The 22,469-nt window shown below is 64.8% G+C and carries 19 protein-coding genes; 6 read left to right on the top strand and 13 right to left on the bottom strand.

Going from position 1 to position 22,469, the window contains the following annotated elements:
* Positions 1 to 138 precede the first annotated feature (138 nt).
* The 4 genes from allB to BKX98_RS09575 form a co-directional block, all read right to left on the bottom strand.
* Entirely contained in the window at positions 139 to 1,521 is a 1,383-nt protein-coding gene (allB, locus tag BKX98_RS09560) for an allantoinase AllB (protein ID WP_073707053.1), read from the bottom strand.
* A gap of 151 nt (positions 1,522 to 1,672) precedes the next feature.
* Positions 1,673 to 3,466: a glyoxylate carboligase gene (gene gcl / locus BKX98_RS09565; RefSeq protein WP_038992936.1), complete on the bottom strand. Its 1,794-nt coding sequence runs from the start codon at positions 3,464 to 3,466 to the stop codon at positions 1,673 to 1,675.
* Positions 3,467 to 3,783: 317 nt separating this feature from the next.
* Entirely contained in the window at positions 3,784 to 4,695 is a 912-nt protein-coding gene (locus BKX98_RS09570; RefSeq protein WP_073707054.1) for a 2-hydroxy-3-oxopropionate reductase, read from the bottom strand.
* Between the two features lie 24 nt (positions 4,696 to 4,719).
* Positions 4,720 to 5,523, bottom strand: a complete 804-nt coding sequence (locus BKX98_RS09575; protein WP_073707055.1) for a hydroxypyruvate isomerase family protein — start codon at positions 5,521 to 5,523, stop codon at positions 4,720 to 4,722.
* Between the two features lie 366 nt (positions 5,524 to 5,889).
* On the opposite strand from BKX98_RS09575, the gene BKX98_RS17340 reads away from it, so the two are divergent.
* The 5 genes from BKX98_RS17340 (at position 5,890) to BKX98_RS09595 (ending at position 10,935) form a co-directional block, all read left to right on the top strand.
* Complete coding sequence (locus tag BKX98_RS17340; RefSeq protein WP_255372330.1) at positions 5,890 to 6,015, top strand: hypothetical protein; 126 nt, start codon at positions 5,890 to 5,892, stop codon at positions 6,013 to 6,015.
* Between the two features lie 182 nt (positions 6,016 to 6,197).
* Entirely contained in the window at positions 6,198 to 7,691 is a 1,494-nt protein-coding gene (locus BKX98_RS09580) for an NCS1 family nucleobase:cation symporter-1 (protein ID WP_233125355.1), read from the top strand.
* Between the two features lie 8 nt (positions 7,692 to 7,699).
* A complete protein-coding gene (locus BKX98_RS09585) occupies positions 7,700 to 8,446 on the top strand; it encodes an aspartate/glutamate racemase family protein (RefSeq protein ID WP_073707057.1) in 747 nt (248 codons plus the stop codon).
* A gap of 247 nt (positions 8,447 to 8,693) precedes the next feature.
* Positions 8,694 to 9,353 (top strand): XRE family transcriptional regulator, encoded by a 660-nt coding sequence (locus BKX98_RS09590; protein ID WP_073707058.1) that lies wholly within the window; start codon positions 8,694 to 8,696, stop codon positions 9,351 to 9,353.
* Positions 9,354 to 9,663: 310 nt separating this feature from the next.
* Positions 9,664 to 10,935, top strand: a complete 1,272-nt coding sequence (locus BKX98_RS09595; protein ID WP_073707059.1) for an ethanolamine utilization protein EutH — start codon at positions 9,664 to 9,666, stop codon at positions 10,933 to 10,935.
* Positions 10,936 to 10,959: 24 nt separating this feature from the next.
* Here the strand turns inward: BKX98_RS09595 and BKX98_RS09600 are convergent, their stop codons facing one another.
* From BKX98_RS09600 to BKX98_RS09635, 8 genes are all read right to left on the bottom strand, one after another.
* Entirely contained in the window at positions 10,960 to 12,399 is a 1,440-nt protein-coding gene (locus BKX98_RS09600) for an FCD domain-containing protein (protein WP_073707060.1), read from the bottom strand.
* 126 nt (positions 12,400 to 12,525) lie between these two features.
* Positions 12,526 to 13,323: a gamma-glutamyl-gamma-aminobutyrate hydrolase family protein gene (locus BKX98_RS09605; RefSeq protein WP_143181084.1), complete on the bottom strand. Its 798-nt coding sequence runs from the start codon at positions 13,321 to 13,323 to the stop codon at positions 12,526 to 12,528.
* Positions 13,316 to 14,026 (bottom strand): gamma-glutamyl-gamma-aminobutyrate hydrolase family protein, encoded by a 711-nt coding sequence (locus BKX98_RS09610; protein ID WP_073707061.1) that lies wholly within the window; start codon positions 14,024 to 14,026, stop codon positions 13,316 to 13,318. Before BKX98_RS09610 ends, BKX98_RS09605 begins: the two co-directional genes overlap by 8 nt.
* Complete coding sequence (locus BKX98_RS09615; RefSeq protein WP_233125332.1) at positions 14,023 to 14,796, bottom strand: ABC transporter substrate-binding protein; 774 nt, start codon at positions 14,794 to 14,796, stop codon at positions 14,023 to 14,025. The genes BKX98_RS09610 and BKX98_RS09615 overlap by 4 nt, the downstream gene beginning before the upstream one ends.
* Positions 14,793 to 16,238 carry a glutamine synthetase family protein gene (locus tag BKX98_RS09620; protein WP_083586730.1) on the bottom strand — a complete coding sequence of 482 codons (1,446 nt, stop codon included), beginning with the start codon at positions 16,236 to 16,238 and terminating at the stop codon, positions 14,793 to 14,795. The genes BKX98_RS09615 and BKX98_RS09620 overlap by 4 nt, the downstream gene beginning before the upstream one ends.
* Positions 16,239 to 16,286: 48 nt before the next feature.
* The gene (locus tag BKX98_RS09625) at positions 16,287 to 17,519 is read right to left on the bottom strand and encodes an NAD(P)/FAD-dependent oxidoreductase (protein WP_073707063.1); all 1,233 of its coding nucleotides are present in this window, start codon (positions 17,517 to 17,519) and stop codon (positions 16,287 to 16,289) included.
* A gap of 33 nt (positions 17,520 to 17,552) precedes the next feature.
* The gene (locus BKX98_RS09630; RefSeq protein WP_073707064.1) at positions 17,553 to 17,771 is read right to left on the bottom strand and encodes a ferredoxin; all 219 of its coding nucleotides are present in this window, start codon (positions 17,769 to 17,771) and stop codon (positions 17,553 to 17,555) included.
* Between the two features lie 45 nt (positions 17,772 to 17,816).
* Positions 17,817 to 19,013 (bottom strand): cytochrome P450, encoded by a 1,197-nt coding sequence (locus BKX98_RS09635; RefSeq protein WP_073707065.1) that lies wholly within the window; start codon positions 19,011 to 19,013, stop codon positions 17,817 to 17,819.
* 349 nt (positions 19,014 to 19,362) lie between these two features.
* On the opposite strand from BKX98_RS09635, the gene BKX98_RS09640 reads away from it, so the two are divergent.
* Complete coding sequence (locus BKX98_RS09640; protein ID WP_073707066.1) at positions 19,363 to 20,745, top strand: NAD-dependent succinate-semialdehyde dehydrogenase; 1,383 nt, start codon at positions 19,363 to 19,365, stop codon at positions 20,743 to 20,745.
* A 280-nt stretch (positions 20,746 to 21,025) separates the two neighbouring features.
* On the opposite strand, the gene BKX98_RS09645 is transcribed toward BKX98_RS09640, so the two are convergent.
* Positions 21,026 to 22,456, bottom strand: a complete 1,431-nt coding sequence (locus BKX98_RS09645; RefSeq protein WP_073707067.1) for an APC family permease — start codon at positions 22,454 to 22,456, stop codon at positions 21,026 to 21,028.
* Positions 22,457 to 22,469: the final 13 nt, after the last annotated feature.

Consider the following 22,469-nt stretch of genomic DNA (forward strand, 5'->3'; position numbering starts at 1 on the left):
CTTCCCGGACACCCGGCAACCACGCGATGAATACGCGCCAAACTCCGGTATTCCGCCGTGCCTAATCAGAAGCAATTCCCCGCAAAAAGGCTTAGGCATCCTGCTCTTTTGCAGGATGCCGAAGCCATTTCCCAGTGCCTAGTGCTCGCGGCGGATCAGCTGGCCGGATGGGGTCTGGAAGTCCACGTCATTGCCGGCAATGATCGAGCGGCGCACCACGCCGTCCAGGGTCTTGCCCTGGTACGGGGAGATCGGATTCTTGTGGTGAAGCTTCTGCACGTCCACCTCGAAGGTGTCCTCTGGAGCGAAGATCGCGAAGTCGGCGTCCTTGCCCTCCTCGATGCTGCCCTTGGCGCCCAGGCCGGCGAGCTTGGACGGGTTGACGCCCATCCACTGCACAACCTGTTCCAGCTTCAGTCCGCGCTGCTTCGCCTCGCTCCAGATCAGCGGCAGGCCCAGCTGCAGCGACGCCACGCCGCCCCAGGCGACACCGAAGTCGCCGTTCTCCACGTCCTTCAGATCGATGGTCGATGGCGAGTGGTCCGAAACGATGCAGTCGATAACGCCTTCCTCCAGGCCCTTCCAGAGCAGCTCGCGGTTGTCATTCTCGCGGATCGGCGGGCAGCACTTGAAAGCGGTGGCCCCGTCGGGGATGTCCTCCGACAGCAAGGTCAGGTAGTGCGGGCAGGTTTCCACGGTGAGCTTCACGCCCTCGGCTTTCGCCTCGCGGATCATTTCCAGCGCATCCGAGCTGGACAGGTGCAGCACGTGGGCGCGCACCCCGGTGGTGCGGGCACGTTCGATCACCTGGGCGATGGCGGTGTTCTCGGCATCGCGCGGGCGCGAATCCAGGAATCCGGCGTACTTGCCGCCTACCGGCTGCGGGGAGTTGTCGATGATCTCGGCGTCCTCGGCGTGCACGATCATCAGCGAGTCGAAGGAGGCCAGTTCGGCCATGTCCTCTTCCATCTCGTCAACGCTCAGGGACGGGAACTCGTCCACTCCCGAGTGCAGCAGGAAGCACTTGAAGCCGAAGACCCCTGCTTCGTGCAGCTCGCGCAGGTCCTTCTTGTTGCCCGGGATGGCGCCGCCCCAGAAGCCGACATTCACGTAGGCGTTCTTGCCAGCGGCCTCGCGCTTGATCTCCAGCGCTTCGAGGTTCACCGTGGGCGGGATGGAATTCAGCGGCATATCCACAATGGTGGTCACGCCACCGGCGGCCGCGGCCTTGGTGGCCGATTCGAAGCCTTCCCATTCGGTGCGCCCTGGCTCGTTCACGTGCACATGCGTATCAACGAGCCCGGGCAGCAGCACCTCGTCGGCGGCCACCTCGATCACGCGGGTACCGGACAGACCGGTGCCGTAGGGCTCAACGGCGACAATCTTCCCGTCGCGCACGCCGATTTCGCGCGGCGCGATGTCCTGCCCGGCCAGCACTTGCTGCCCGCGCAGCACCAGGTCAAAGGTGGTTCCGGTGGTGTCTTGGGTCGATGCGCGTCCGACAGCTTCGTTGATGCTCATGAGGCGTTCCTACTCGTTGATAGCTCAGGTTTCTTGGTGCTCGGCAGCTCTATGCCGAATCTGGATTGTTGTGGCGCGAGGCACACCCGAAATGGTGAACCGGTGCCTCGCGCCCAACGTTGCGGGGTGCAGGTCAGCGACGACTTCCCTTTCAGGCACCCACAGCGGCCGAGGTTGCCAGCGGAACCAACGCGGTGGGCGCATCGGCGGCATCCAGGGCCAGGTCTTCGAATTCATTGACGGCATCCAGCTGCGCGCCCATGGCGATGTTGGTGACCTTTTCCAGGATCACTTCCACCACGACCGGCACCTGGTGCTCTTCGGCCAGCGCATTGGCCTGCGCGAATCCGGCAGCCAGCTGGCTTGGATCCTCGATGCGCACCGCCTTGCAGCCCAGGCCTTCGGCGACCTTCACGTGGTCCACGCCGTAGCCGTTGGTTTCCGGGGAGTTGATGTTATCGAAGCCCAGCGACACGTGGTAATCCATTTCGAAGGCGCGCTGCGACTGGCGGATCAGGCCCAGGTAGGAGTTGTTGACCACCACGTGCACGTACGGCAGCTTGAACTGCGCGCCGACGGCCAGTTCCTCGATCATGAACTGGAAGTCGTAGTCGCCGGAGAGGGCCACGACCTTCTCGCCCGGCTTGCCGCGCACCACGCCCAGGGCGGCCGGTCCGGTCCAGCCCAGCGGGCCGGCCTGGCCGGCGTTGATCCACTTGCGCGGGCCGTAGACGTGCAGCATCTGCGCGCCGGCGATCTGGCTCAAGCCGATGGTGGACACGTAGGTGGTGTCCTGGCCGAACGCGGCGTTCATCTCCTGGTACACGCGCTGCGGCTTGATCGGGATGTTGTCGAAGTTCGTCTTGCGGTGCCCGGTGGACTTGCGGGCGGTGGCCTCATCGGCCCACGCCGAGTAGTCCGGCAGGGTGCCGGCGGCCTTGCGCTCGCGCACCACTTCCAGGATGGCATCGATAGCGGCGCCGGCATCCGAGGTGATCCCCAGATCCGGGGAGAAGACACGGCCGATCTGCGTGGGCTCGATGTCCACGTGGATGAACTTGCGCCCGGCACGGTAGGTCTCCAGGTCGCCGGTGTGGCGGTTGGCCCAGCGGTTGCCCAGGCCCAGCACCACGTCGGATTCCAGGAAGGTCGTGTTGCCGTACTTGGTGTGGGTCTGGATGCCCACCATGCCCGACTGCAGTCGGTGGTCATCAGGGATGGCGCCCCAGCCCATCAGGGTCGGGGAGACCGGGATGTTCAGCTCTTCGGCCAGCTCGACCAGCTTGTCGCTCGCGTTGGCGTTGATCACTCCGCCGCCGGCGATGATGATCGGCTTCTTGCCGCCGAGCAGCAAATCCACCATTTTCTCGGCCTGGCCGCGGGTGGCTTGCGGCTTGGATGGCGCCAAGGGCTCGTAGGCGTCGATGTCGAAGTCGATCTCGGCCATCTGCACGTTGATCGGCAGGTCGATCAGCGCCGGGCCGGGACGGCCCGAGCGCATGATCTGGAAGGCCTTGGCGAAGGTGCCCGGCACCAGGCCCGGCTCCAGGATGGTGGAGGCGTACTTGGTGACCGGCTTGGCGATGGACTCGATGTCCACTGCCTGGAAGTCCTCCTTGTGCAGCACGCTGGTGGGTGCCTGCCCGGTGATGCACAGCATCGGGATGCTGTCGGCGATCGCGGCGTACAGGCCGGTGATCATGTCTGTGCCGGCTGGGCCCGAGGTGCCCAGGCACAATCCGATCTTGCCGGTGGCCCGCGAATAGCCGTCGGCCGCGTGGCTGGCGCCCTCGACGTGGCGGTGCAGGGTGTGGCGGATGCCGCCGTGGGCCTTCATGGCCGAGTACAGCGGGTTGATGGCGGCGCCGGGCAGGCCGAAGGCCTCGGTGGCGCCCTCCTTCTGCAGGATCTGTACGATGGCATCTACTGCGCGCATCTTTGGCATTTCAGTCACGTCCTTAGGAGCACCGGCAAGGGTGCAGGTGGGTTGCTCGGGAGAAAGCTTGGGAGAAAGATAAGGAAACCTGCGGCGGGGCGGAAGGTGCATGAGTCACCACAACGCCGTTTCCTTGAGCATCGGATGCCGGCAATGAGCTGGAACAAAGCCCATTGCGCGGCGGGCGGGGCCTGCGTTGGCAGCTTGCCGTGTCATCAAGCGGCCTGCATCGGCCGGGCCCGCAATTGCGCGGCCAGCATCCGAGGAAGCGGAGATACCTTGGCCTCCCCGCCGCAGGAAGTCAGTGTGCCCTGGGGTGGTATTCCCTAGGCAGGAACCGGGGCCTCGACCTTGCCGGCCAGGCGCTGCACTCCGCGGAACAGCCCGGAGTGATCCAGTGCACCGTCACCGGAGGCGACGGTGGAGGTAACCAGCTGGGCCACCAGTGCACCTAGCGGAAGCACTACGCCGGCTTCGCGGGCGGCGGAGGTCACGATGCCCATGTCCTTGTTGTGCAGGGCTAGGCGGAAGCCTGGGGTGAATTCGCGGTCCAGGATCTTCTGGGCCTTCTGGTCAAGCACCTTGGAGCCGGCCAGGCCGCCGCCGAGGACCTTGACTGCGGCGTCGGTGTCCACGCCGTAGGCTTCGAGGAACAGCACCGCTTCGCTCAATGCCTGGATGTTGGCGGCGACAATCAGCTGGTTGGCCGCCTTGACGGTCTGGCCCGAGCCCGAGGGGCCCACCAGCACGATGGTCTTGCCCACTGCTTCCAGTACCGGCTTGGCGGCGTCGAAGTCAGCCTGCTCGCCGCCGACCATGATGGACAGCACGCCCTCGATGGCTCCTGCTTCGCCGCCGGAGACCGGGGCATCCAGCGGGCGCAGGCCTGCTTCGCGGGCCGCGTCCGAGAGCTGCACTGCGACGTCCGGGCGGATCGAGGAGTTGTCGATCCACAGGGCGCCGGGCTTGGCGTTGGCGAAGACGCCCTCGGCGCCGAGGGTGACGTCCTGGACATCCGGGGAGTCCGGGACCATGGTGATGATGACGTCGGCGTCGGCCACTGCTTGCGCGATCGATGCGGCCTTGGTGCCGCCAGCGGCGGCCAGCTCATTGCCGGCCTTGTCGCTGCGGTTGTAGCCGGTGACGTTGTAGCCGGCGTTGACGAGGTTCTTTGCCATCGGCAGGCCCATGATTCCCAGTCCGATGAAGGCGATGTTCTGCGACATGTGATTCTCCAAAAAGTCTTGTGCGAAAGGTGTTCTCTAGGCGGTTGCGTTGCTGCTGGCGGTCTGCAGCCAGTCGAAGGCGGTGGCGGCGTCCTGCTTGTATTCCAGGGCGACGTTGCCGCTGTAGCCCAGCTCGCGGGAGCGGGCGATCCAGTCCAGCAGCGGCAGGCTCCCGGTGCCCGGAGCTCCGCGGCCTGGCGCGTCGGCGATCTGGATGTGGCCGAAGTCCTTGGCATGCGCTTCGATGACGGCGGGCACATCGTCGCCGTTGACTGACAGGTGGTAGAAGTCTGCCAGCAGCGCGATGTTGCTTTCGCCCTGCGCCTTGACGGCGTCAACGACAGCGAGCGCCTGGGCCGCGGTCTTCAGCGGGTAGGCTTCGGTGCCGGAGACCGGCTCGATCAGCACGGTGCCGCCCACCTTGGCCACGCCCTGGGCCGCGGCCACCAGGTTCTCCAAGGCCAGTGCGTCCTGGGCCGCCGGGTCGGCACCCTCGATGCGGTTGCCGTACAGGGCGTTGAAGGCCTTGCAGCCGGTTGCTTCGGCGATGGCCACTACGGCATCGATGTTGTCCTTGAATTCGGCTTCGCGTCCCAGCCAGGAAACCAAGCCGCGGTCGCCTGCCGGCATGTCGCCGGCGAAGAAGTTCAGTCCGTCGAGCTGGACGCCGGCGTTGGCCAGCGAGGCGACGAATTCGTCGATCTGCTTATCGGAAGGCGCTGCTTCGTTGAATGGCCACCAGAATTCGACGCTGTCGAAACCTGCCTGCTTGGCGGCATCCGCGCGCTCAAGCAGCGGCAACTCGGTGAGGAGGATCGAGCAGTTCAGAGTGTAGGACACTGGATTTCCCTTCAAGAACGCCTTCCAATAATTCCGCTTTATGGAAGTTAGCTTTTGCTTTATGAAAACTCTAGAACGAGACGCCGATCACTGTCAAGAAGGTTTCCCGGCAATTTGCCACTGCGTAAAAAAGGTACGCAAAAGCCTGAATTCACAGCGTTCTCGCGGTCGCGGGATCCTGCGCAACCCGGGCAAAGCGTCGCCCACCTGCGGGTTTGCGGAATCAATAAGAGTGTTCCGGAAATCCCATGAAATATCGCCCTGCGAAATTATCATCTTCTATTGCGATAATGTGACCCAGCACATACAGTGGTGGGTACTCACCTGGCACATATCTCGGAGTGACTTCCTAGCTCAGGAGCAGCCATGCTTTATCCATCGTGCTTCACGCACAGCGTGCAGCGGCTCGCCGCGGCACCACGCCCGGCCATGCCGCTTCTCGGCTCGCCGGCCGAGTTCTACGCTAATTTCGGACAGCCGATCTACCCGTAAGCGGGCCCGCCTCGCTGCCTTGCGCCCCCGCACGGCAGGCACGGGCCGTTGCACTCAACGTTCCGCTTCCCCCAGATTTGTCATTTTCCCTGCTGCAGTGCGCCCGGATGCGCCGTGCCCGGATTCATGACCCTTTGACAAGGATGTCCATCATGTTGCAAAAGACCCCTGAAATGGTGCCCATGGACGCACCGCAGGAAAACCCGCCCGCTATCGACCGGGTCAATCCCTTCGAACTGAGCGCTTCGCTCTACAACCAGGACCTGGCACCAACCACCCGCAAGGGACGCACCTGGAACTCCTACAGCATCTTCACCCTGTGGGCCAACGACGTGCACTCGCTGGGCAACTACACCTTCGCCATCGGGCTCTTCGCATTGGGCATGAGCGGCTGGCAGCTCCTCGGCGCCTTGGGCATCGGAGCGGTCCTGCTCTTCGCGCTGCTGAATTTCTCGGGGTTCATGGGCGAGAAGACCGGCGTCCCGTTCCCGGTGATGAGCCGCATCGCCTTCGGCATCACCGGTGCCCAGATCCCGGCGTTGCTGCGCGGGGCCGTGGCCATCGCCTGGTTCGGCATCCAGACCTACCTGGCCGCCCAGGTCCTCTCGGTCATGGTGATCGCCGTGGCGCCGGGCTCCGCGGCCCTGGAGCAGACCAGCTTCCTGGGGCTGAATACGCTTGGCTGGATCTGCTTCGTGGTCCTGTGGGCCGTGCAGCTGGTGATCGTCAGCTACGGCATGGAAATGATCCGCAAGTACGAGGCCTTCGCCGGCCCGGTCATCCTGGTCACCTTCCTGGGACTGGCTATCTGGATGCTGTTCGAATCCGGCTTCAACGTGTCGATGAGCACCGGCGAGCCGAAGTCCGGCGTCGAGATGTGGACCGCGATGTTCGGTGCGGCCGCCCTGTGGGTTTCGATCTATGGCACTTTCGTCCTGAATTTCTGCGACTTCACCCGCGGCGCATCCTCCAAGAAAGCCATCGTCAAGGGCAATTTCTTCGGCATTCCGCTGAACATGCTGTTCTTCGGTGCCATCGTGGTGGTGCTCACCGGCACGCAGTTCTCCATTAACGGCCAGGTCATCACCTCGCCATCGGATATCGTCGGAGCCATCCCGAACACCGTGCTGCTGCTGCTGGCCTCCGCCGCCCTGCTGGTGCTGACCATCGCGGTGAACCTGATGGCCAATTTCGTCGCACCGACCTACGCGTTGACCAACCTGTTCCCGAAGAAGCTGAACTTCCGTGCCGCCGCACTGATCTCCGGTGTCATCGGACTGGTCATCCTGCCTTGGAACCTGTACAACTCCCCCGAGATCATCAACTACTTCCTGGGCGGCCTGGGCGCGCTGCTCGGCCCGCTGTTCGGCATCATCATGGCCGACTACTGGCTGATCCGCAAAGCCCGGATCAACGTCATGGACCTGTACCGCTCGGATGCCGATGGCACCTACTACTTCACCCGCGGCGTGAACTACCGGGCCGTCGGAGCGCTGGTGATCAGCTCGGTCATCGCACTGGTGCTGGCCTTCGTTCCCGCCCTGCACGTTGTTGGCCCGTTCGCCTGGTTCCTGGGTTCGGGCGCCGGCGCCCTGGCCTACCTGGTCCTGGCCAAGCGCCAGCACGATTTGGCAGACATCGATGGCGAGCCGATCGCCGTGGCACCAACCCACTAGGACTACTCATGCGCATTCTGATCCTGAACGTCAATACCACGCAATCCATGACCCGCGCCATCGGGGATTCCGCCCGGCAGGTCGCCTCGCCAGGCACGGAAATCGTCGAACTGACCCCGGACTTCGGGGCCGATTCCTGCGAAGGCAATTTCGAAAGCTATCTGGCCGCCATCGCCGTAATGGACAAGGTGGTCCGCTACACCGAGCCTTTCGACGCGGTCATCCAGGCGGGCTACGGGGAGCACGGCCGCGAGGGCCTGCAGGAGCTGCTGGATGTCCCGGTTGTGGACATCACCGAAGCCGCCGCCTCCACCGCCCAATTCCTCGGCCACAAGTATTCGGTGGTCACCACGCTGGACCGCACGGTGCCGCTGATCGAGGACCGGTTGAAATTGGCTGGCTTGACCGACCGGCTCGCCTCGGTGCGTGCCAGCGGGCTGGGCGTGCTGGAACTGGAATCCGATCCGCAGCGCGCGGTGGCGGCCATTGTCGAGCAATCCCGCCAAGCGGTCGAGCAGGACAAGGCCGAGGTGATCTGCCTGGGCTGCGGCGGCATGGCCGAGCTGGAGGAGCAGGTGCGCCTGGCCACCGGCGTGCCGATTGTCGATGGCGTGCGTGCGGCGGTAACCATCGCGGAGTCGCTGGTCCGGATGGGGCTGAGCACCTCCAAGGTGCGCACCTACGCTCCCCCGCGGCCCAAGACCGTAACCGGCTTTCCGATGGTCCCGGCGACCGCCGGCCTGGCGAGCCGCTGAATGCCAAGCCAAATGGCAGGCTCAACCCAGCGAGCTCACAGTCAGCCGTTCTAGAGTAATAAGTACCTCATGAAGGTGCGAGTGATGACAGGAACGCCCCACGGCCAGTGGCCGTGGGGTTTTCCATTTGCCTGAAGCATTCCCAGATCACGCCTGCTCCCCGCAACTGCCGGGTGCGCAACACCGAACCCGCGAGCCTGCACCGCGGATGGTGCACTGCGTGACGCTGTCCGCCTAAACTGGTGTCATGGTTCCTTCTGCATCCGATGCGCCCCTGATCCGCAATGCCACAGGTGTGGCGCAGGATCGCGCCGACCTGCCCGCGCCGTCGACGGAACTACCTGACATCATCGGAGCCAATGTACGGCGGCTGCGCACCCAACTCGGCTTGTCGGTATCCGAGCTTGCGGCGAAGATCAGCCTTTCAAAGGCCATGCTGTCCAAGATCGAGAACGCGCAGGCCTCGTGCAGCCTTGCCACGTTGGGCATGCTTGCCGATGGGCTGGACGTTTCAGTGACATCGCTGTTCCGCGGCATCGACTCCGCACGGGAAGCGGCATTCACTCCATCAGGAAGCGGCGCCTTCATCAATCGCCACGGCACCAAGTACCAGCATGCCTACCAGCAGCTGGGTGCCCTCGGCGGCCAGCATCGCCGCCTGGAGTCGCTGCTGGTCACCTTGACCGAGCCGAGCGATGGCTTCCCCGCGTTCCAGCATCCGGGCACCGAATTCATCTACATGCTCGAGGGGTCCATGCGCTATGCCCACGGACAGCAGTCCTACCTGCTCACCCCTGGGGACGCCCTGCAGTTCGATGGCGAAGCCGCCCACGGCCCCACCGAGCTGCTCTCATTCCCGATCCGTTTCCTCTCGGTCATCGCATTCCCGGAACACAGTGTCCAATAGCATCTGAAACATTTACTTATTGATGTTTTGATTGGCGCCACTTGTCAATGTCAGCTCCGAACGTCGCATAGACTCGCTTAATTTTTCGAGAATTTTCCTAAAAAGTAATGCGAATCACATCTGGTTGTGTTTACTCTTGTAAGACGTTATTTCACACAATGAATCGAATTCCGATTCGTTGAACCAGCTCGTCGGCACCCGTCCGGCCTCGTCGCGGCCAATTTCCGGGAACCTCCGACGCAAGACTGCGAGGATCAAAATGACTAGAGTTCATTCGCTGGCACCATTGATGGCGGAACGGGGATAGACCATGGCTTTCGTCGGACAGCTCGTCATCTACATCATGATGTTCTTTCTTCTGCTTGGTGCCCTGGCCCACGTGATCCGGCCCGCGTCCAAGCTTGGTCTGGAATTCAAGGAAGGCATCGCCACCATCGGGCATACCTTCATCCCGATCGCGGGCATCATGTGCCTGATTCCGGTACTCGTCCCGGCAATCCAGGCCACTATTGCGCCGCTGTACCGCTGGATGCACTCCGACCCCTCCATTGCCGTCGGCACCTTCATCCCCAGCGATCTGGGCTCCTATGCGCTGGGCTTCGAGGTGGCATCGTCCCACGGCGCCTGGATCCAGTCCATGACTATCGGGCTGACCGCCGGCGCCACGCTGGCCTTCTCGATTCCTGTGGGCTTGGCAATGATGGGCAAGCGCGATCAGCGGTATTTGGCCCTGGGCTTCATGTCCGGACTGCTGGCCATCCCCTTCGCCTCGCTGATCATGTGCCTGGTCCTGATGCAGACCGGGGTGCTGCTGCGCGAGGACGTGAACATCGCCGGCGAGGGAACCAGGCCCTTCGACCTTCCGCTGGGAAGCATCCTGCTGAACGTCGTCCCCCTGGTGGTGATCATGGGCCTGCTGGCGCTGGCGCTGCGCTTCTTCCCGAACCAGACCATCCGGCTGTTCCTGATCTTTGGCCGTGCCCTGCAGGTAGTGACCACGTTGGCGCTGGCCGTCTCCGTTGTGGAGTACTTCACCGGGGTGTTCAGCACCGTGTTCGGCAGCTGGCCGCTGGCGCCGTTCATCGCCGATTCCGAGGACCAGTTCCGCGCCTTGGAGATCGTGGGCTACATCGGCGTGATGCTCGCCGGGGCGTTCCCGATGGTCTACTGCATCCGCATCATGCTGGCCCGCCCGCTGGGCGTGCTGGGCCGCAAGGTGGGCGTCTCGGAGGAAGGAATCACCGGTTTCATTGCCGCCACTGCCAACGTGCTGGCCCTGTACCGCGTGGTTCCGCTGATGCCGGCCAAGGACAAGGTGCTCACGGTCGCCTATGCGGTGTGCGCCGCCTTTGCCCTCGGCGACTACATCGCTTTCACCGCCAACTTCCAGCCGAACATGATCGTTGCCATGCTGGTAGGCAAGGTCGGCGGCGGCCTGGTGGCCGTGCTCTTCGCGATCTGGCTCGCGCTGCCCGTGGCGCGCCGGCTGGAACTCGAAGACGAGCTGGAAGACCAGCAGTTGCTCATGGAGCAGGCAAAGGATGAGGAAGACGCCGCGCAGAGCCCGGTGTCCGTAGCCTAGCTGGGCCGATCACATAGCTCCGATTCAAGCCTGGGCCTCGCGGTAGAACAACTGCAGGCCCAGGCTTTCGGGTGCCAGCGGCACGACGGACCAGCCTGGCACCGACTGGTCAATGCGCTGCCCGCTGCTCCACCGGGAGCTGGAGGCGAGGATGACCCTCGCCGAGGCATCGGCGAGCACCAGTTCGCTGCCCGGCACGGACCCCAGCAGCGGCAAGAAAGCCTGTTCCAGGCTTTCCAGTTCCAGGTCGGCGCCGAACACCCCGTAGAAGTCGCCGTCCTCCCCAAGCATCGGCGCACTTACCGTCACCAGGTAGGCGTCGTAGCCGAGGTAGTCGATATAGGGTCCCTGCAGCACCGGCACCCGGCGTTCCTGCGCCTGCTGGAACCACGGGTTGGCCCGGAAATCATAGAACTTCTCCGTCCCGGCCACCGTGTCCAACAAGCGGCGCTCGTACAGTCCGGGGATGCTGCGGATCCACCAGTACAGGCAGTCGCCGTCTTGTCCCTCGGGACTGGCGTCGAAGATCGGCCCTGCACCCGCTGCGGACTCGAAACGGTCGAGCGTCGCGGTGGCAAGGGCATGGATCGAGGTGAGAATCCGCTCCGACTCGCTCCCGGCGCCGAGCAGGCCCGCCAGCTGCGCCGCCTCGGCCTCAAGGAACGTGGACAGGTCCGTGAAGAATTCCTCTAGCGAAGCGGCGACCTGCTCGATCCCCCGTTCGGGCAATTGCGGCATAGTGGCCAGCTTGTCGGTGATGATCTTGCGAATCGCGGCGTCGAGGTGCCCGCTGGCCAGCGCCGCCGCCCGTTGCGTCCGGCGCATTTCGATGGCATCGACAATCTCCTCGTGCGTCCGGTGGGTGCTGTCCATGCGGGCCGATGACCGGGGGCTGGCGCGCAACAGCGGCGCCAGGCGCGACTGCATCTGCACCGTGGCCTGGGTCAGGTACATGGATTGGGAGATCACTGCCAGTTCGATATGGAAGCGGCTGTTGCTGATGGCGGCCTGGTCTTCGCTCGTCGCCTCGCTGGAGGTGCGCAGCATGTCCCGGAGCCTGCGGATGTCCGCGGCGTTGGCGCGTTCCGCGGCCAGCCCGGCGGCCCTGCCCAGCACTGCGGAAGCTTCATCGCCCAGATCGCGCAGGTCCGCCACGGAGTAGCGCTCCAGCAGGCGTGCCCCGCGCTGTTGCCAGTTCTCCGGCGAATCGACCAGGAAGCTGCCGCCTCCGCGCCCGCGGCGGGTCTCGATCACCCCGTCCGCCCGCAGCTCGGCCAGGGCCTCGCGCAGCGTGGGGATCGAGACGTCCAGCATGTCCGCCAGCTGGTTCTCCGGCGGCAACTTGTCTCCGGTTTGCAGCAGTCCCAGGGCAATGGCCGAGGACAGCAAGCCGATCAGCCGCGCGGAACGGTCGCCGGCGGCAATGGGCAGGGAGGCGCCGAGTGTTTCAAGGACGTTTTTCACCTGGTTGCTTTTCTCCCCGTTTCACGCCAAGAACCGCAACGAAGCCCTTGGCTTCGGTGCGGTCTGGTTGCAAGTCATCTACTGGCCATTGTGCCAGAAGCTGACTGCTCACTGCGGGTGGAGTGGCTACGCCACGGTGGCGCTGCGCGGCTGCACATGGGAGAGGAATGCCCCAAGCAGCAGGTACAGGTCGCCACTCGGCGCGTTGGAGTGCTCCGGGTGCCATTGCACGCCGATGACCCACGGGCGCGAACGGTGCTCGGTGGCCTCAATCGTCCCGTCGTGGGCCACGGCGGCTACCGCCAGGTCCTCGGCGAGCGCGTCCACTGCCTGGTGGTGGCCTGATTGCACCTGCAGGCCGCCGCGGCCATACACCTGCTGCAGCTTCGAGCCGCGCAGCAGCGCCACCTGTTCGGGCAGGAACAGCTCCCCGCCGGACGGCCCGTGGTGCAGATGCCAGGGATCCAGATCGGCGATCACGGTGCCGCCCAGGGCAACGTTCAGCAGCTGGGAGCCGCGGCAGATCGCCGTCAGCGGCAGGCCGGCGTCCACCGCATTGCGGATCAGCTCCAGCGTGTGCTCGTCGGCCCGCCGGTCCACCCCGAAGTACTCGCCCTCGTGCAGGCCATGCCCGGCCAGTTCCGGGTCGATGTCCCCGCCGCCGAGCACCAGCACTGCATCGAAGCCATCCACCTCGGTGGACGGCAGCTGCGCCGCGGTGGCGTCGAGCAGCACAGGGCGCACCCCGAGCTCGAGCAGCGCACGGGTGGCGTTCAGCGTGAGGTCGCGCATCAGGTTCCGCTGCGATGCGGTCAGTCCAGGGAAATTCAGCGAGACGGACACCGCCACGCGCGGGGCGTCGGCTGCCAGCCCTCCAAGCTCCGGCAGGACTTCGCCGCTGGTCAGTTCTGGGACCTCAGCCAACGGGCACCTCCGCCCGGGCTTCGGCGACGATCCAGTCGAACATGGCCCGGTCCCCCGCGTGGTGCGCGGCCCGGTCCTCCGGATGCCACTGCACCGCGAGGATCCGCCGGCCCGGGACCTCCAGGGCTTCGATGGTGCCGTCCTCGGACCGGCCGGTGACGACCAGCCCGTCCCCCACCCGGTCCACCGCCTGGTGGTGGTAGGAGGAGACGTCCTGCTGCGCCGCACCCCAGGCGGCGTGCAGCGTCGATCCCTCGGCCGCAACGACCTGGTGGATGGATCCGACATGGTCCAGCGGCTCGGTGGGAAGATGCGCGTGCAGGGTGCCGCCCAGCTCCACGTTCAGCAGCTGCATGCCGCGGCAGATCAGCAGCGCCGGGAGGCCGCGCTCCAGGCAGGCTCGGATGATCCGGGCGTCCGCGTCGTCCTGTCCCGGATGGTCGGTGATGCCGGTGCGCTCGTCGGGTTGCGCCCCGTAGCGGGCCGGGTCCACGTCCGCCCCTCCGGGCACCACGATGCCGTCCAGGATGTCCAGGCGCTCGTCGAGTTCCATGGGGCTGTGCGGGAACAGCGGCACCGGTTCGCCGCCGGCGTCGACGATCGCCTGCAGCACCCCGGTGGCCACGGCGAGCCCGTCGAAGCGCAGCCCGTGCACGGAGTTGGACCACATGCCGGGCACGCCGATGCGCGGGTGGCGGCTCATTGGCGCACCCCTTGGGTGATTCGCCCGGAGGCCAGCAGCCCATGCGGGTAGGGCAGTTGCGGCATGTGCCGCTCCCAGGCTTCGCGCACGAAGCCGTCGGCGATACAGCGGGCCAGCGCGGTGTCCAGGGCCTGCAGCAGGTCCGGACGGGTGCGGGCCACGCCCAGGCCCCAGGGATTGGCGGTCGGGGCGGTAAACGCCACCTTGAAGTCCGGGTCCTCGCCCAGCGGGACGGTGACCACGTCATCATCCACCATGGCATCGACCCGGCCGTCGCGCAGCGCGGCGATCATGTCGCCGAACACGTCGGCGGTTCCCGGGAAGGGAACGGGGATGGCGTCCTTGAAGCTGAGGGCGAGGTTCATGTTGGCGCTGCCCTCGATGGCCGCCACGCGGTAGCCGGCCAGGTCCGACGGGCCGGTGGCCGAATCCCCGGAGCGCACCAGCACGGTCTCGTTGAAGATCGCGTAGGGCCGGGTGAAGTCCAGCTGCTCGACCCGGCCGGGAATGATGCCCTGGCCGCACCAGACAGCGTCGGCCGTGCCGGCCTGCACCGCAGGGATCATCTCATCCCATTCCATGATGCTCCAGGACAGTTCCAGTCCCAGGTCGCGGGACACCAGTTCGGCGACGGCCGGCTCATAGCCGGTGCGCACGATCCCGTCCGGGCTCTTTTCGAACAGCGGCGCGGCGGCCGAGTCGATGCAGGCCAGGGTCAGCTTTCCGGGCACCACGGTGGCCAGCCCGGTCATTGGTTGCGGCCGGCTCACGGGATCGACTCCCAGTACATGTCGAAGTCCCACTGGGTGATGGCGCCGCAGTAGCGGGCCCACTCGTCTTCCTTCAGCTCGATCAGCAGCTCGCGCATGCCTTCCGGCAGCGCGGTGGCCACCAGCTCGTCATTGCGGAACTCCTCGATGGCGTGCCCCAGGGTCTGGGGCAGCTTGCCCAGGTTCTCCACCGGCAGCCCGGCGCCTTCCGGATTGCCCGGATCGATGCGCAGCCGCAGCCCTTCGCTGATGGAGGCCAGCAGCAGCGCGTGGGACAGGTACGGGTTCACCGAGGCATCCGGCACGCGGTACTCGATGCGTCCCACGCCGGAGATGCGGATCAGCGAGCTGCGCGAGTCCAGGCCCCAGGACACGGCCGAGGGGGCGAACTGGCCGATGTCCCAGAAGCGCTTGTAGGAGTTCACCGTGGAGGCCATGATCATCATCGAGCCTACCGCGTGGGCCAGGATGCCGCCGATGGCATGGCGGCCGATCTCGGAAACGTGCAGGGCCGGATTCTCCGGCTCGATGAGCACGTTCGTCTCCCCGTCCCACAGGCTCAGGTTGTGGTGGCAGCCATTGCCCATGACCCCGTTGTAGGGCTTGGGCATGAAGGATGCGGTCACGCCCTGCTCGCGGGCGACCTGCTTGCAGATCTGGCGGTAGGTCACCAGGCGGTCGGCGGTCTTCTCCACCGAGTCGTACATCCAGTTCAGCTCCAGCTGGCCGCCGTCCTCGTAGTCGCCCTCGATCATGTCCAGTCCCATGGCCTTCGCGTAGCCGACGACCTGCTGGTAGATCGGGCGCATGCGCTCCAGGTTCTCCACCTGGTAGGCCGGGGACTGGTCGGGCTTGCTCGCTCCCTGCAGCCCCTCGCCCTTCCAGGTCATCTCCGGCTCGGTGCCGGAGCGCAGCTCAAGCCCGTGCAGTTCGGTGAAGGCCTGGTGGGTCATGCGCAGCAGGTTGCGCGAATCCACGGCGAGCGGACAGCCGCCCACGCCAGGGAAATGCGGCGGCTCGTAGGCGGTGCAGAACATGCGTGCCACCTTGGTGTCCCACGGCAGCACCTGGAAGGTGTCCGGCTCGGGCAGGCCGACGAATTCCTTGGCCTCCACGCCACCGCCGATCAGGCTGCCTTCGCGGGAGGTCTGCAGGTCGCTGAGCGCGGTGCGGTGGAAGAAGATCCCCTTTTCCAGGTTGCGCGCAATGTGGTTGGCCGGAACCATCTTGGCCACGACCTTCGCGCCGAGGGTCGGCAGCATGTAGTAGATGAACTCGACACCTGATTCGGCGACCTTGCGTTCCATCTCCGCTACGACGTCGGAGCAGGTATTGGCGGCCAGGTGGCGTTCGAAGGCGAGGTTGTCCGCATACTTGGCGTCCAGCGCCTGTTGGATGCTGATTTGTTCCCGGACGGTTTCCGGGGTCGCAAAAGTGGTCATGATGCACTTCCTTGGTATGTGTGGAAAATTGGGAAAATTAGCGGAAATCTAGGCGGGGACCGGTGCCGCTTCGAGCTCGGCGCGCAGCTCGAGCACGCGCTTGGCGCTCAGTCCTGCACTGAGGAATCCGACCAGGCGCTGCCCGGCGTAGTAGCCCACGGCCACCCCGGCGTCGATGTCCGCCAGGTCGCCTTCGAGCACGCGGTGGTCCTCTGCCAGCGCCGGGGCGCCCATGCCGGTGATGCGCAGCCCGAACTGGTCGGACCAGAAATTCGGCAGGGCCCTGCATGGTTCCGGGGCCTGGCCGCCGGCCAGTTGCGAAAGCAGGCTGCGCGCTGCGGTCTTGGCGGTATCCCCGGGCGTCGCCCAGTGCTCCACGCGGCGCGCTTCGGCAGCCCACCGCGGGTCCGGATAGCGGGCGATGTCCCCGACGGCGACGACGTTCTCGGCGCCGATGACCCGCAGGTGCTGGTCGGTGAGCACCCCGTCGGTGAGGTCCAGGCCGTTGCCGGCCAGCCATTCGGTGTTCGGGATCGATCCGATTGCCTCGATGACCACGTCGGCTTCGATGCGCCGCCCGTCGTGGAGCAGCACGGCTGCCAGCTGCTGGCCCTCGCTGCTGGCGACCTCGAATCCGGCGGCGTGGGCGCCCTCAAGGCAGGTGATGCCGCGGTCCTGCAGCCGCTTGCGGAAGGCGGCGGCCACGGTGGCGCCCAGGGGTCGGTGCATGGGCCCCTTGCCTCCCTCGATGAGGGTCACCGAGCAGCCGTTCTGGATGGCGGTGGCCGCGACCTCGCAGCCGATGAATCCTGCGCCGATCACCGCGACCCGGGCCCCGGGAACCAGTTTGGCGCGAAGCGCCAGGCTGTCCTCGATGGTCCGCACCACATGGCGCCCTCCTGCGGCGTCCGGGATGTCCAGCCTGCGGGGGCGGATGCCGGTCGCGACGACCAGCCCGTCGTAGGCTTTCTCGCTGCCGTCGGCCAGCGTGACCGTGCCGGCAGCGAGATCGGCGGCGACGGCGCCGTTGCCTGTGGTGATCGAGACGTCCGCCATCGAGCGCTTGAGCCTGAAGGCGAGCTTCCCCAGCGCGGCCGCGGTGTCCATGGCCTCGTCGGTGAGGATTTCCTTGGAAAGCGGCGGCCGGTTGTAGGGCGGGTGGATCTCATCTCCGATGACCTCGATGGCCCCGTCCCAGCCGGCCGAGCGCAGCTGCTCGGCGGCGCGCAGGCCGCCCATCGATGCCCCGACGATCAGGATCTTCTTCTGGCTGGTGTCCATGGCTCGTTCTCTTCTCCTTTGGCCGGGATGGCTCTATAGGTTGCCTTCGCCGTTGATGAAGATCGCCTGCACCGGGCAGACGTCCATGGCTTCTTCCATTTCATCCATGTAGTCGTCCTCGAAGGTCTCGGTGTACTCGAGGATGCCTTCATCGTTCATGCGGAAGACTTTTGGTGCGGCAATGGCGCACTGGCCGTGGTTGTCGCACAGGGAGCGGTCGACGTAAACGGAATTCAGGGTTGTCTGGGTCATGGTCTTGTCCTTTGCGGAAGGTCGCTGGTTGGTTCTCGGCGCAGGCTAGCGGCGATCGAAGGCGATGGGCAACTTGACCGGTCCGGTGTTGCCGGAGTCCGGCATCCACACGTCCTGGCCATTCACGCGCATGTTGGTGATGCGGCTGGCGATCAGCGGCAGCGCCTCGCTCATGTCGGCGCGTGCGATGAAATGGCCCAGGCAGTGGTGCACTCCGCCGCCGAAGCCGTAGTGCGGCGGGTGCTCGCCGAGCAGGTCGAGTTCCGGGTTGGGGAAAGCCTGCGGATCGGTGCCCGAGGTCTGGGTGAACAGGTGCACCGTGGTGCCCTTTTCGATGACCAATCCGTTGTGCTCGAAGGTCTCGACGGCCTCGCGGGTTACCCAGGTGACGGTCGGGTTGGTGCGCATGACTTCCTCGACGGCCTTGCCGCCCAGGTCCGGACGCTCGGCCAGCAGGTCCCACTGCTCGGGGTGGCGCATGAAGGACTGGAAGGCCAGCCCGATCTGGTTGCGGGTGGTGTCCATGCCGCCGAAGATCAGCAGCACCACTGCGTTGCGCAGTTCTTCGTCGGTCAGGCTGTCGCCATCGCGATTGGCCAGCACCAGCTTGGACATGAAGTCGTCGCCCGGGTTGGCCTGGCGGTCGCGGATCAGCGCCTCGGCGTATTCGTAGAGTTCGGCGACTGCGGTTTCGACCTTTACCAGGTCTTGCTTGAACGTCACGCCCAGGGCCAGGCCCACGGTGGAGGCGAGCCGCGCGATGGTTGGCCATTCGCTTTCGTCGATGCCCAGCAGGATGGTGAGCACCCGCGTTGCGTAGGGCTCGGCGAAATCGGCGATGACGTCGCACTCGCCCTTATCGATGAAGGCGTCGATGAGCTCGTTGGCCAGAGCCTGGAAGCGCGGGCGCAGACCCTTGACCATGCGTGGAGAGAAGGCAGGGTTCAGCAGGCGGCGGATCCGGTGGTGGTCCTCGCCTTCGAGGACCAGCAAGTTCTTGGTCCACCAGTCGAAGAACAGGCCCGAGTGCACTCCGTTATGTGCCGGCCACTTGGCCGAGCCCTGGATCAGTTTGGGGCTCTTGAGCAGCTTGGCTACGTGTTCGTATTGCAGGACTGCCAACCCGTAGTTGGTGGTTGCGTACCAGCTGGACTCACGGGCGTTGCGCACCTCTTCGGACTGCATCGCGAAGTCCGGGCTGGAAATGTCAAAGTGCGGCACTTGCAGGGTAGGGGTCGGCACGGCTCAACCTTTCACTTACATGGAGTTGTCGATTCAGGCGCCACCCGTTGGATGGGAGTGTGTCTTACGCCATATCGATCATCTTGTTGATGCAACTATGTATCACCACAAGAAACAGTGTCAAGAGATTCGGGAAATATTCGGCGATCTTGCGTAACGCAGATCACCTAGCTGAAGTTGGAACATTTCCTTAATTTTCCGCAAATAAATGGCTTGACCAGCGATTTAATCCCATCTCGCGGCGATTTGGCGCCGGGATGCAGGCATCTCCGTCTTCGAAACTAAACATTAAAAAGCTAATGTTTTGATCACTTGCTACCGTCTCGAATGGAAAGACCGAAGGTGAACCATGGCCTACCAAACCCTTGATCCCGCCACCGGCGAAATCGTCGCCGATTTCTCCACGTTGACCGATGCCGAGGTAGGTGAGGCCGTTGCGCGTTCGGCACGTGCCTACACCACCTGGCGCGCAACCCCGGTTGCCGAGCGTGCGCAGCTGCTGGAGACCCTGGCCGGTTTGTACGAACGTGATCGCGAAGAGCTCGCCCGTATTGCCACCAATGAAATGGGCAAGCCAGTGGATCAGGCACTGGGCGAGATTTCGATGGTGGCCGATATCTACCGCTATTACGCACGCCATGCCGATGAACTGCTGGCCCCGGAAACGTTCACGTCTTCCCTCGGCGGGCAGGCCGAAGTCTCGTTGCAGCCCAATGGCACCGTTCTGGGCATCATGCCTTGGAACTACCCGTACTACCAGGTCGCCCGACTGGTCGCGCCGAACGTCCTGCTGGGGAATACCATCCTGCTCAAGCACGCGGGAAACGTCCCCCTCGCCGCGCTGGCCCAGGAGCGGCTGATGCTGGAGGCCGGATTCCCGGCAGATGTCTACGTCAACTTGTTTGCCACGAGCAGCCAAATCGCAGAGATCGTCATCCCGAACTCCGCGATCTGCGGGGTGTCGCTGACAGGTTCGGAGCGTGCCGGCTCGGCCGTGGCGCAGGTGGCCGGACAGCACCTGAAGAAGGTCGTGCTGGAACTGGGCGGCTCCGATGCGTTTATCGTGCTTGATGACCATAATCTGGACTGGGTGGTGGAACAGGCCGTGAACGGCCGCGTCCGCAATGCCGGCCAGGCCTGCACCGCGGCCAAGCGGATGATCGTCCTCGATGGCGTGTACGAGAAGTTCACGGAGAAGTTCAGTGCCGCGCTGAAGTCGGTGATCCCCCAGGACCCCACCGGGCCTAACGTGCTGCTCGGTCCGCTCTCCTCCCATCGGGCCTTGGATGAGGTCATGGATCTGGTCGAGGACGCGGTGGGCAAGGGGGCCACGTTGCTGGCCGGCGGCCAGCGGGTTCCCGGCCCAGGGGCTTTCATGGAAGCTACCGCACTGGCAGGTGTCACCGAGCAGATGCGAGCCTACCGTGAGGAAATTTTCGGTCCGGTGGCAGTGGTCTACCGGGCGGCGGATGTTGCCGATGCGATCCGCATCGCAAACGACTCCCCCTATGGCCTGGGTGGGCAGGTATTCTCTGCCGATGTAGCAGCTGCTCGTTTCGTCGCCGAGGCGCTGGATACGGGGATGGTGTTCATCAATTCGCTCTCGGAGACGGCACCCGACCTGCCTTTTGGCGGAACCAAGCTTTCCGGGGTGGGACGCGAACTGGGCAAATGGGGATTGGAAGAGTTCGCCAATAAGAAACTGATCCATCTGCCAGAAGCTCGAAGCTAGGAAGACGGCCCGCCCGTCGTCTCGGCGGGTAACGCACAATTCGAGTCCTGGGCTCGAAACGCCTCCAGCACTATGAATTGGCCAAATATTTGGATGGCCACCGATCCAGGGATGGCCATGCACCTGCTCTCCAGGCACCGAATACCGTTGTGAACCAACAATCGAAGCCCGGACATGCAAACGCTTGGATCCGCGAGATTCCGCGGATCCAAGCGATCTCAATGCTGCTACTTCACCGCCGGGAGGACGATACCCAGAAGCATTACCGGCTCCGTGCAGGCTAGATCCGCACCTTCTGGCGCCGCGACAACCCCACGCCGACTGCCAATGCGGCAACGAGCAGGAACAGCACGCCGAAGGAGGATGGGCCGTAGCCGTCCTCCCCCACCAAGCTGGGCAAATTCAACAGGATGATCGCCAGGAAACCGAGCAGTCCGGCCAGCCCCAGCGAGGGGGCGATGCGCCGTTGCCACACCGGACCGCCGGGTTGCTTCGTTGCGAAGAAGGCCAGTACCGCCACCGATGTCAGGGCGAGCAGCAGGACCACGCCCACCGAGGAGATACCGCCTAGCCAGGTGTAGAACTGGTTGATCGGTTCCAGCTTGAGCAGCACGGCCAGCAAGATCAGCACCCCAGTTGCCGTCGAGGCGAGAACCGAGGCCTTGGCCGGGGAACCGAGCTTCGGATGCGCCTGGCCCAACGCCGCTGGCAGCACCTTGCGTGCACCGAGCTGGAAGAAGTACCGCGAAGAAATATTGTGGAAAGACAGGATGCAGGCGAACAGGCTGGTGACGAACAGCAACTGGACGATATGCCCGCCGACCGCTCCCAAGTAGGTTTCCGTGGTGCTCTGCAAGAGGGTACCGGCGTTCTGCTCCGCCTTGGACACGATGGTGCTTTCCCCGTTGGCGCTGATCAGCACCCAGCTGGAGAGCGTGTAGAACGCCCCGATGGCGATCAGTGAAATATAGGTAGCTCGCGGGATGGTGCGATCCGGATCCTTCGCCTCATCGCGGAACACCGCAGTAGCCTCAAAGCCCACGAATGACAGGATCGCAAACAGGATGCCGATGCCCGGCGCCCCGGAGACAATTTCCGCCGGACTCACGATGCCGGTGGAAAAGCCCTCCGGTCCGCCGCCGGAAAAGATAACCACCGCATCCAGCACCACGACGATCGCGACCTCGGCAATCAGCAGCACCGCCAGCAGCTTGCCTGACAGCTCGATATTCCGGTAGCCCAGCACCGCAACCAGCACGAAGCAGGCAGCCGCCCACAACCACCACGGCAGATCCGGGCCGCCATAGGATTTCACCAGCTCGCCCATGCCCGGGCCGAAGAGCCCGAAGACGCCAGCTTCCAGGGCCAGGTAAGCCAGCAAGGCGACGAATGCAGCACCGAGTCCGAGACCGCGGCCCAGCCCGGCACCGATGTAGGCATAGAACGCGCCGGCGTTGGGAACAAAACGCGTCATCTGGGTGAAGCCCACCGAGAATAGCAGCAGGACCACCGTGGCAATCACGAAGGAGAAGGGGAACCCGGCCCCGTTTCCGCCGGCGATGCCCAGCGGCACCGGACCGCCAATCACGCCCAGGGGCGAAGCCGCGGCGACGACAATGAAGACGATGGAAGCCACCGAGAGGTTGCCGCGCAGTGATTGGGCAGGAGCCGTTGCAGTGGCTGTCGGAACTGCAGTGAGGAATTGGGCCATCGGAGCACTCCAC

The sequence above is a fragment of the Glutamicibacter sp. 0426 genome (assembly GCF_001906485.1).
In the GTDB taxonomy this organism is placed as follows: Bacteria; Actinomycetota; Actinomycetes; order Actinomycetales; family Micrococcaceae; genus Glutamicibacter; species Glutamicibacter nicotianae.

Excerpts from the sequence above, each read along its gene's own strand:
- allB (WP_073707053.1), bottom strand. The coding sequence starts at position 1,521 with ATGAGCATCAACGAAGCTGTCGGACGCGCATCGACCCAAGACACCACC.
- gcl (WP_038992936.1), bottom strand. The coding sequence starts at position 3,466 with ATGCCAAAGATGCGCGCAGTAGATGCCATCGTACAGATCCTGCAGAAG.
- BKX98_RS17340 (WP_255372330.1), top strand. The coding sequence starts at position 5,890 with ATGCTTTATCCATCGTGCTTCACGCACAGCGTGCAGCGGCTCGCCGCG.
- BKX98_RS09580 (WP_233125355.1), top strand. The coding sequence starts at position 6,198 with ATGGACGCACCGCAGGAAAACCCGCCCGCTATCGACCGGGTCAATCCC.
- BKX98_RS09585 (WP_073707057.1), top strand. The coding sequence starts at position 7,700 with ATGCGCATTCTGATCCTGAACGTCAATACCACGCAATCCATGACCCGC.
- BKX98_RS09590 (WP_073707058.1), top strand. The coding sequence starts at position 8,694 with ATGGTTCCTTCTGCATCCGATGCGCCCCTGATCCGCAATGCCACAGGT.
- BKX98_RS09595 (WP_073707059.1), top strand. The coding sequence starts at position 9,664 with ATGGCTTTCGTCGGACAGCTCGTCATCTACATCATGATGTTCTTTCTT.
- BKX98_RS09610 (WP_073707061.1), bottom strand. The coding sequence starts at position 14,026 with ATGAGCCGCCACCCGCGCATCGGCGTGCCCGGCATGTGGTCCAACTCC.
- BKX98_RS09620 (WP_083586730.1), bottom strand. The coding sequence starts at position 16,238 with ATGACCACTTTTGCGACCCCGGAAACCGTCCGGGAACAAATCAGCATC.
- BKX98_RS09625 (WP_073707063.1), bottom strand. The coding sequence starts at position 17,519 with ATGGACACCAGCCAGAAGAAGATCCTGATCGTCGGGGCATCGATGGGC.
- BKX98_RS09630 (WP_073707064.1), bottom strand. The coding sequence starts at position 17,771 with ATGACCCAGACAACCCTGAATTCCGTTTACGTCGACCGCTCCCTGTGC.
- BKX98_RS09640 (WP_073707066.1), top strand. The coding sequence starts at position 19,363 with ATGGCCTACCAAACCCTTGATCCCGCCACCGGCGAAATCGTCGCCGAT.
- BKX98_RS09645 (WP_073707067.1), bottom strand. The coding sequence starts at position 22,456 with ATGGCCCAATTCCTCACTGCAGTTCCGACAGCCACTGCAACGGCTCCT.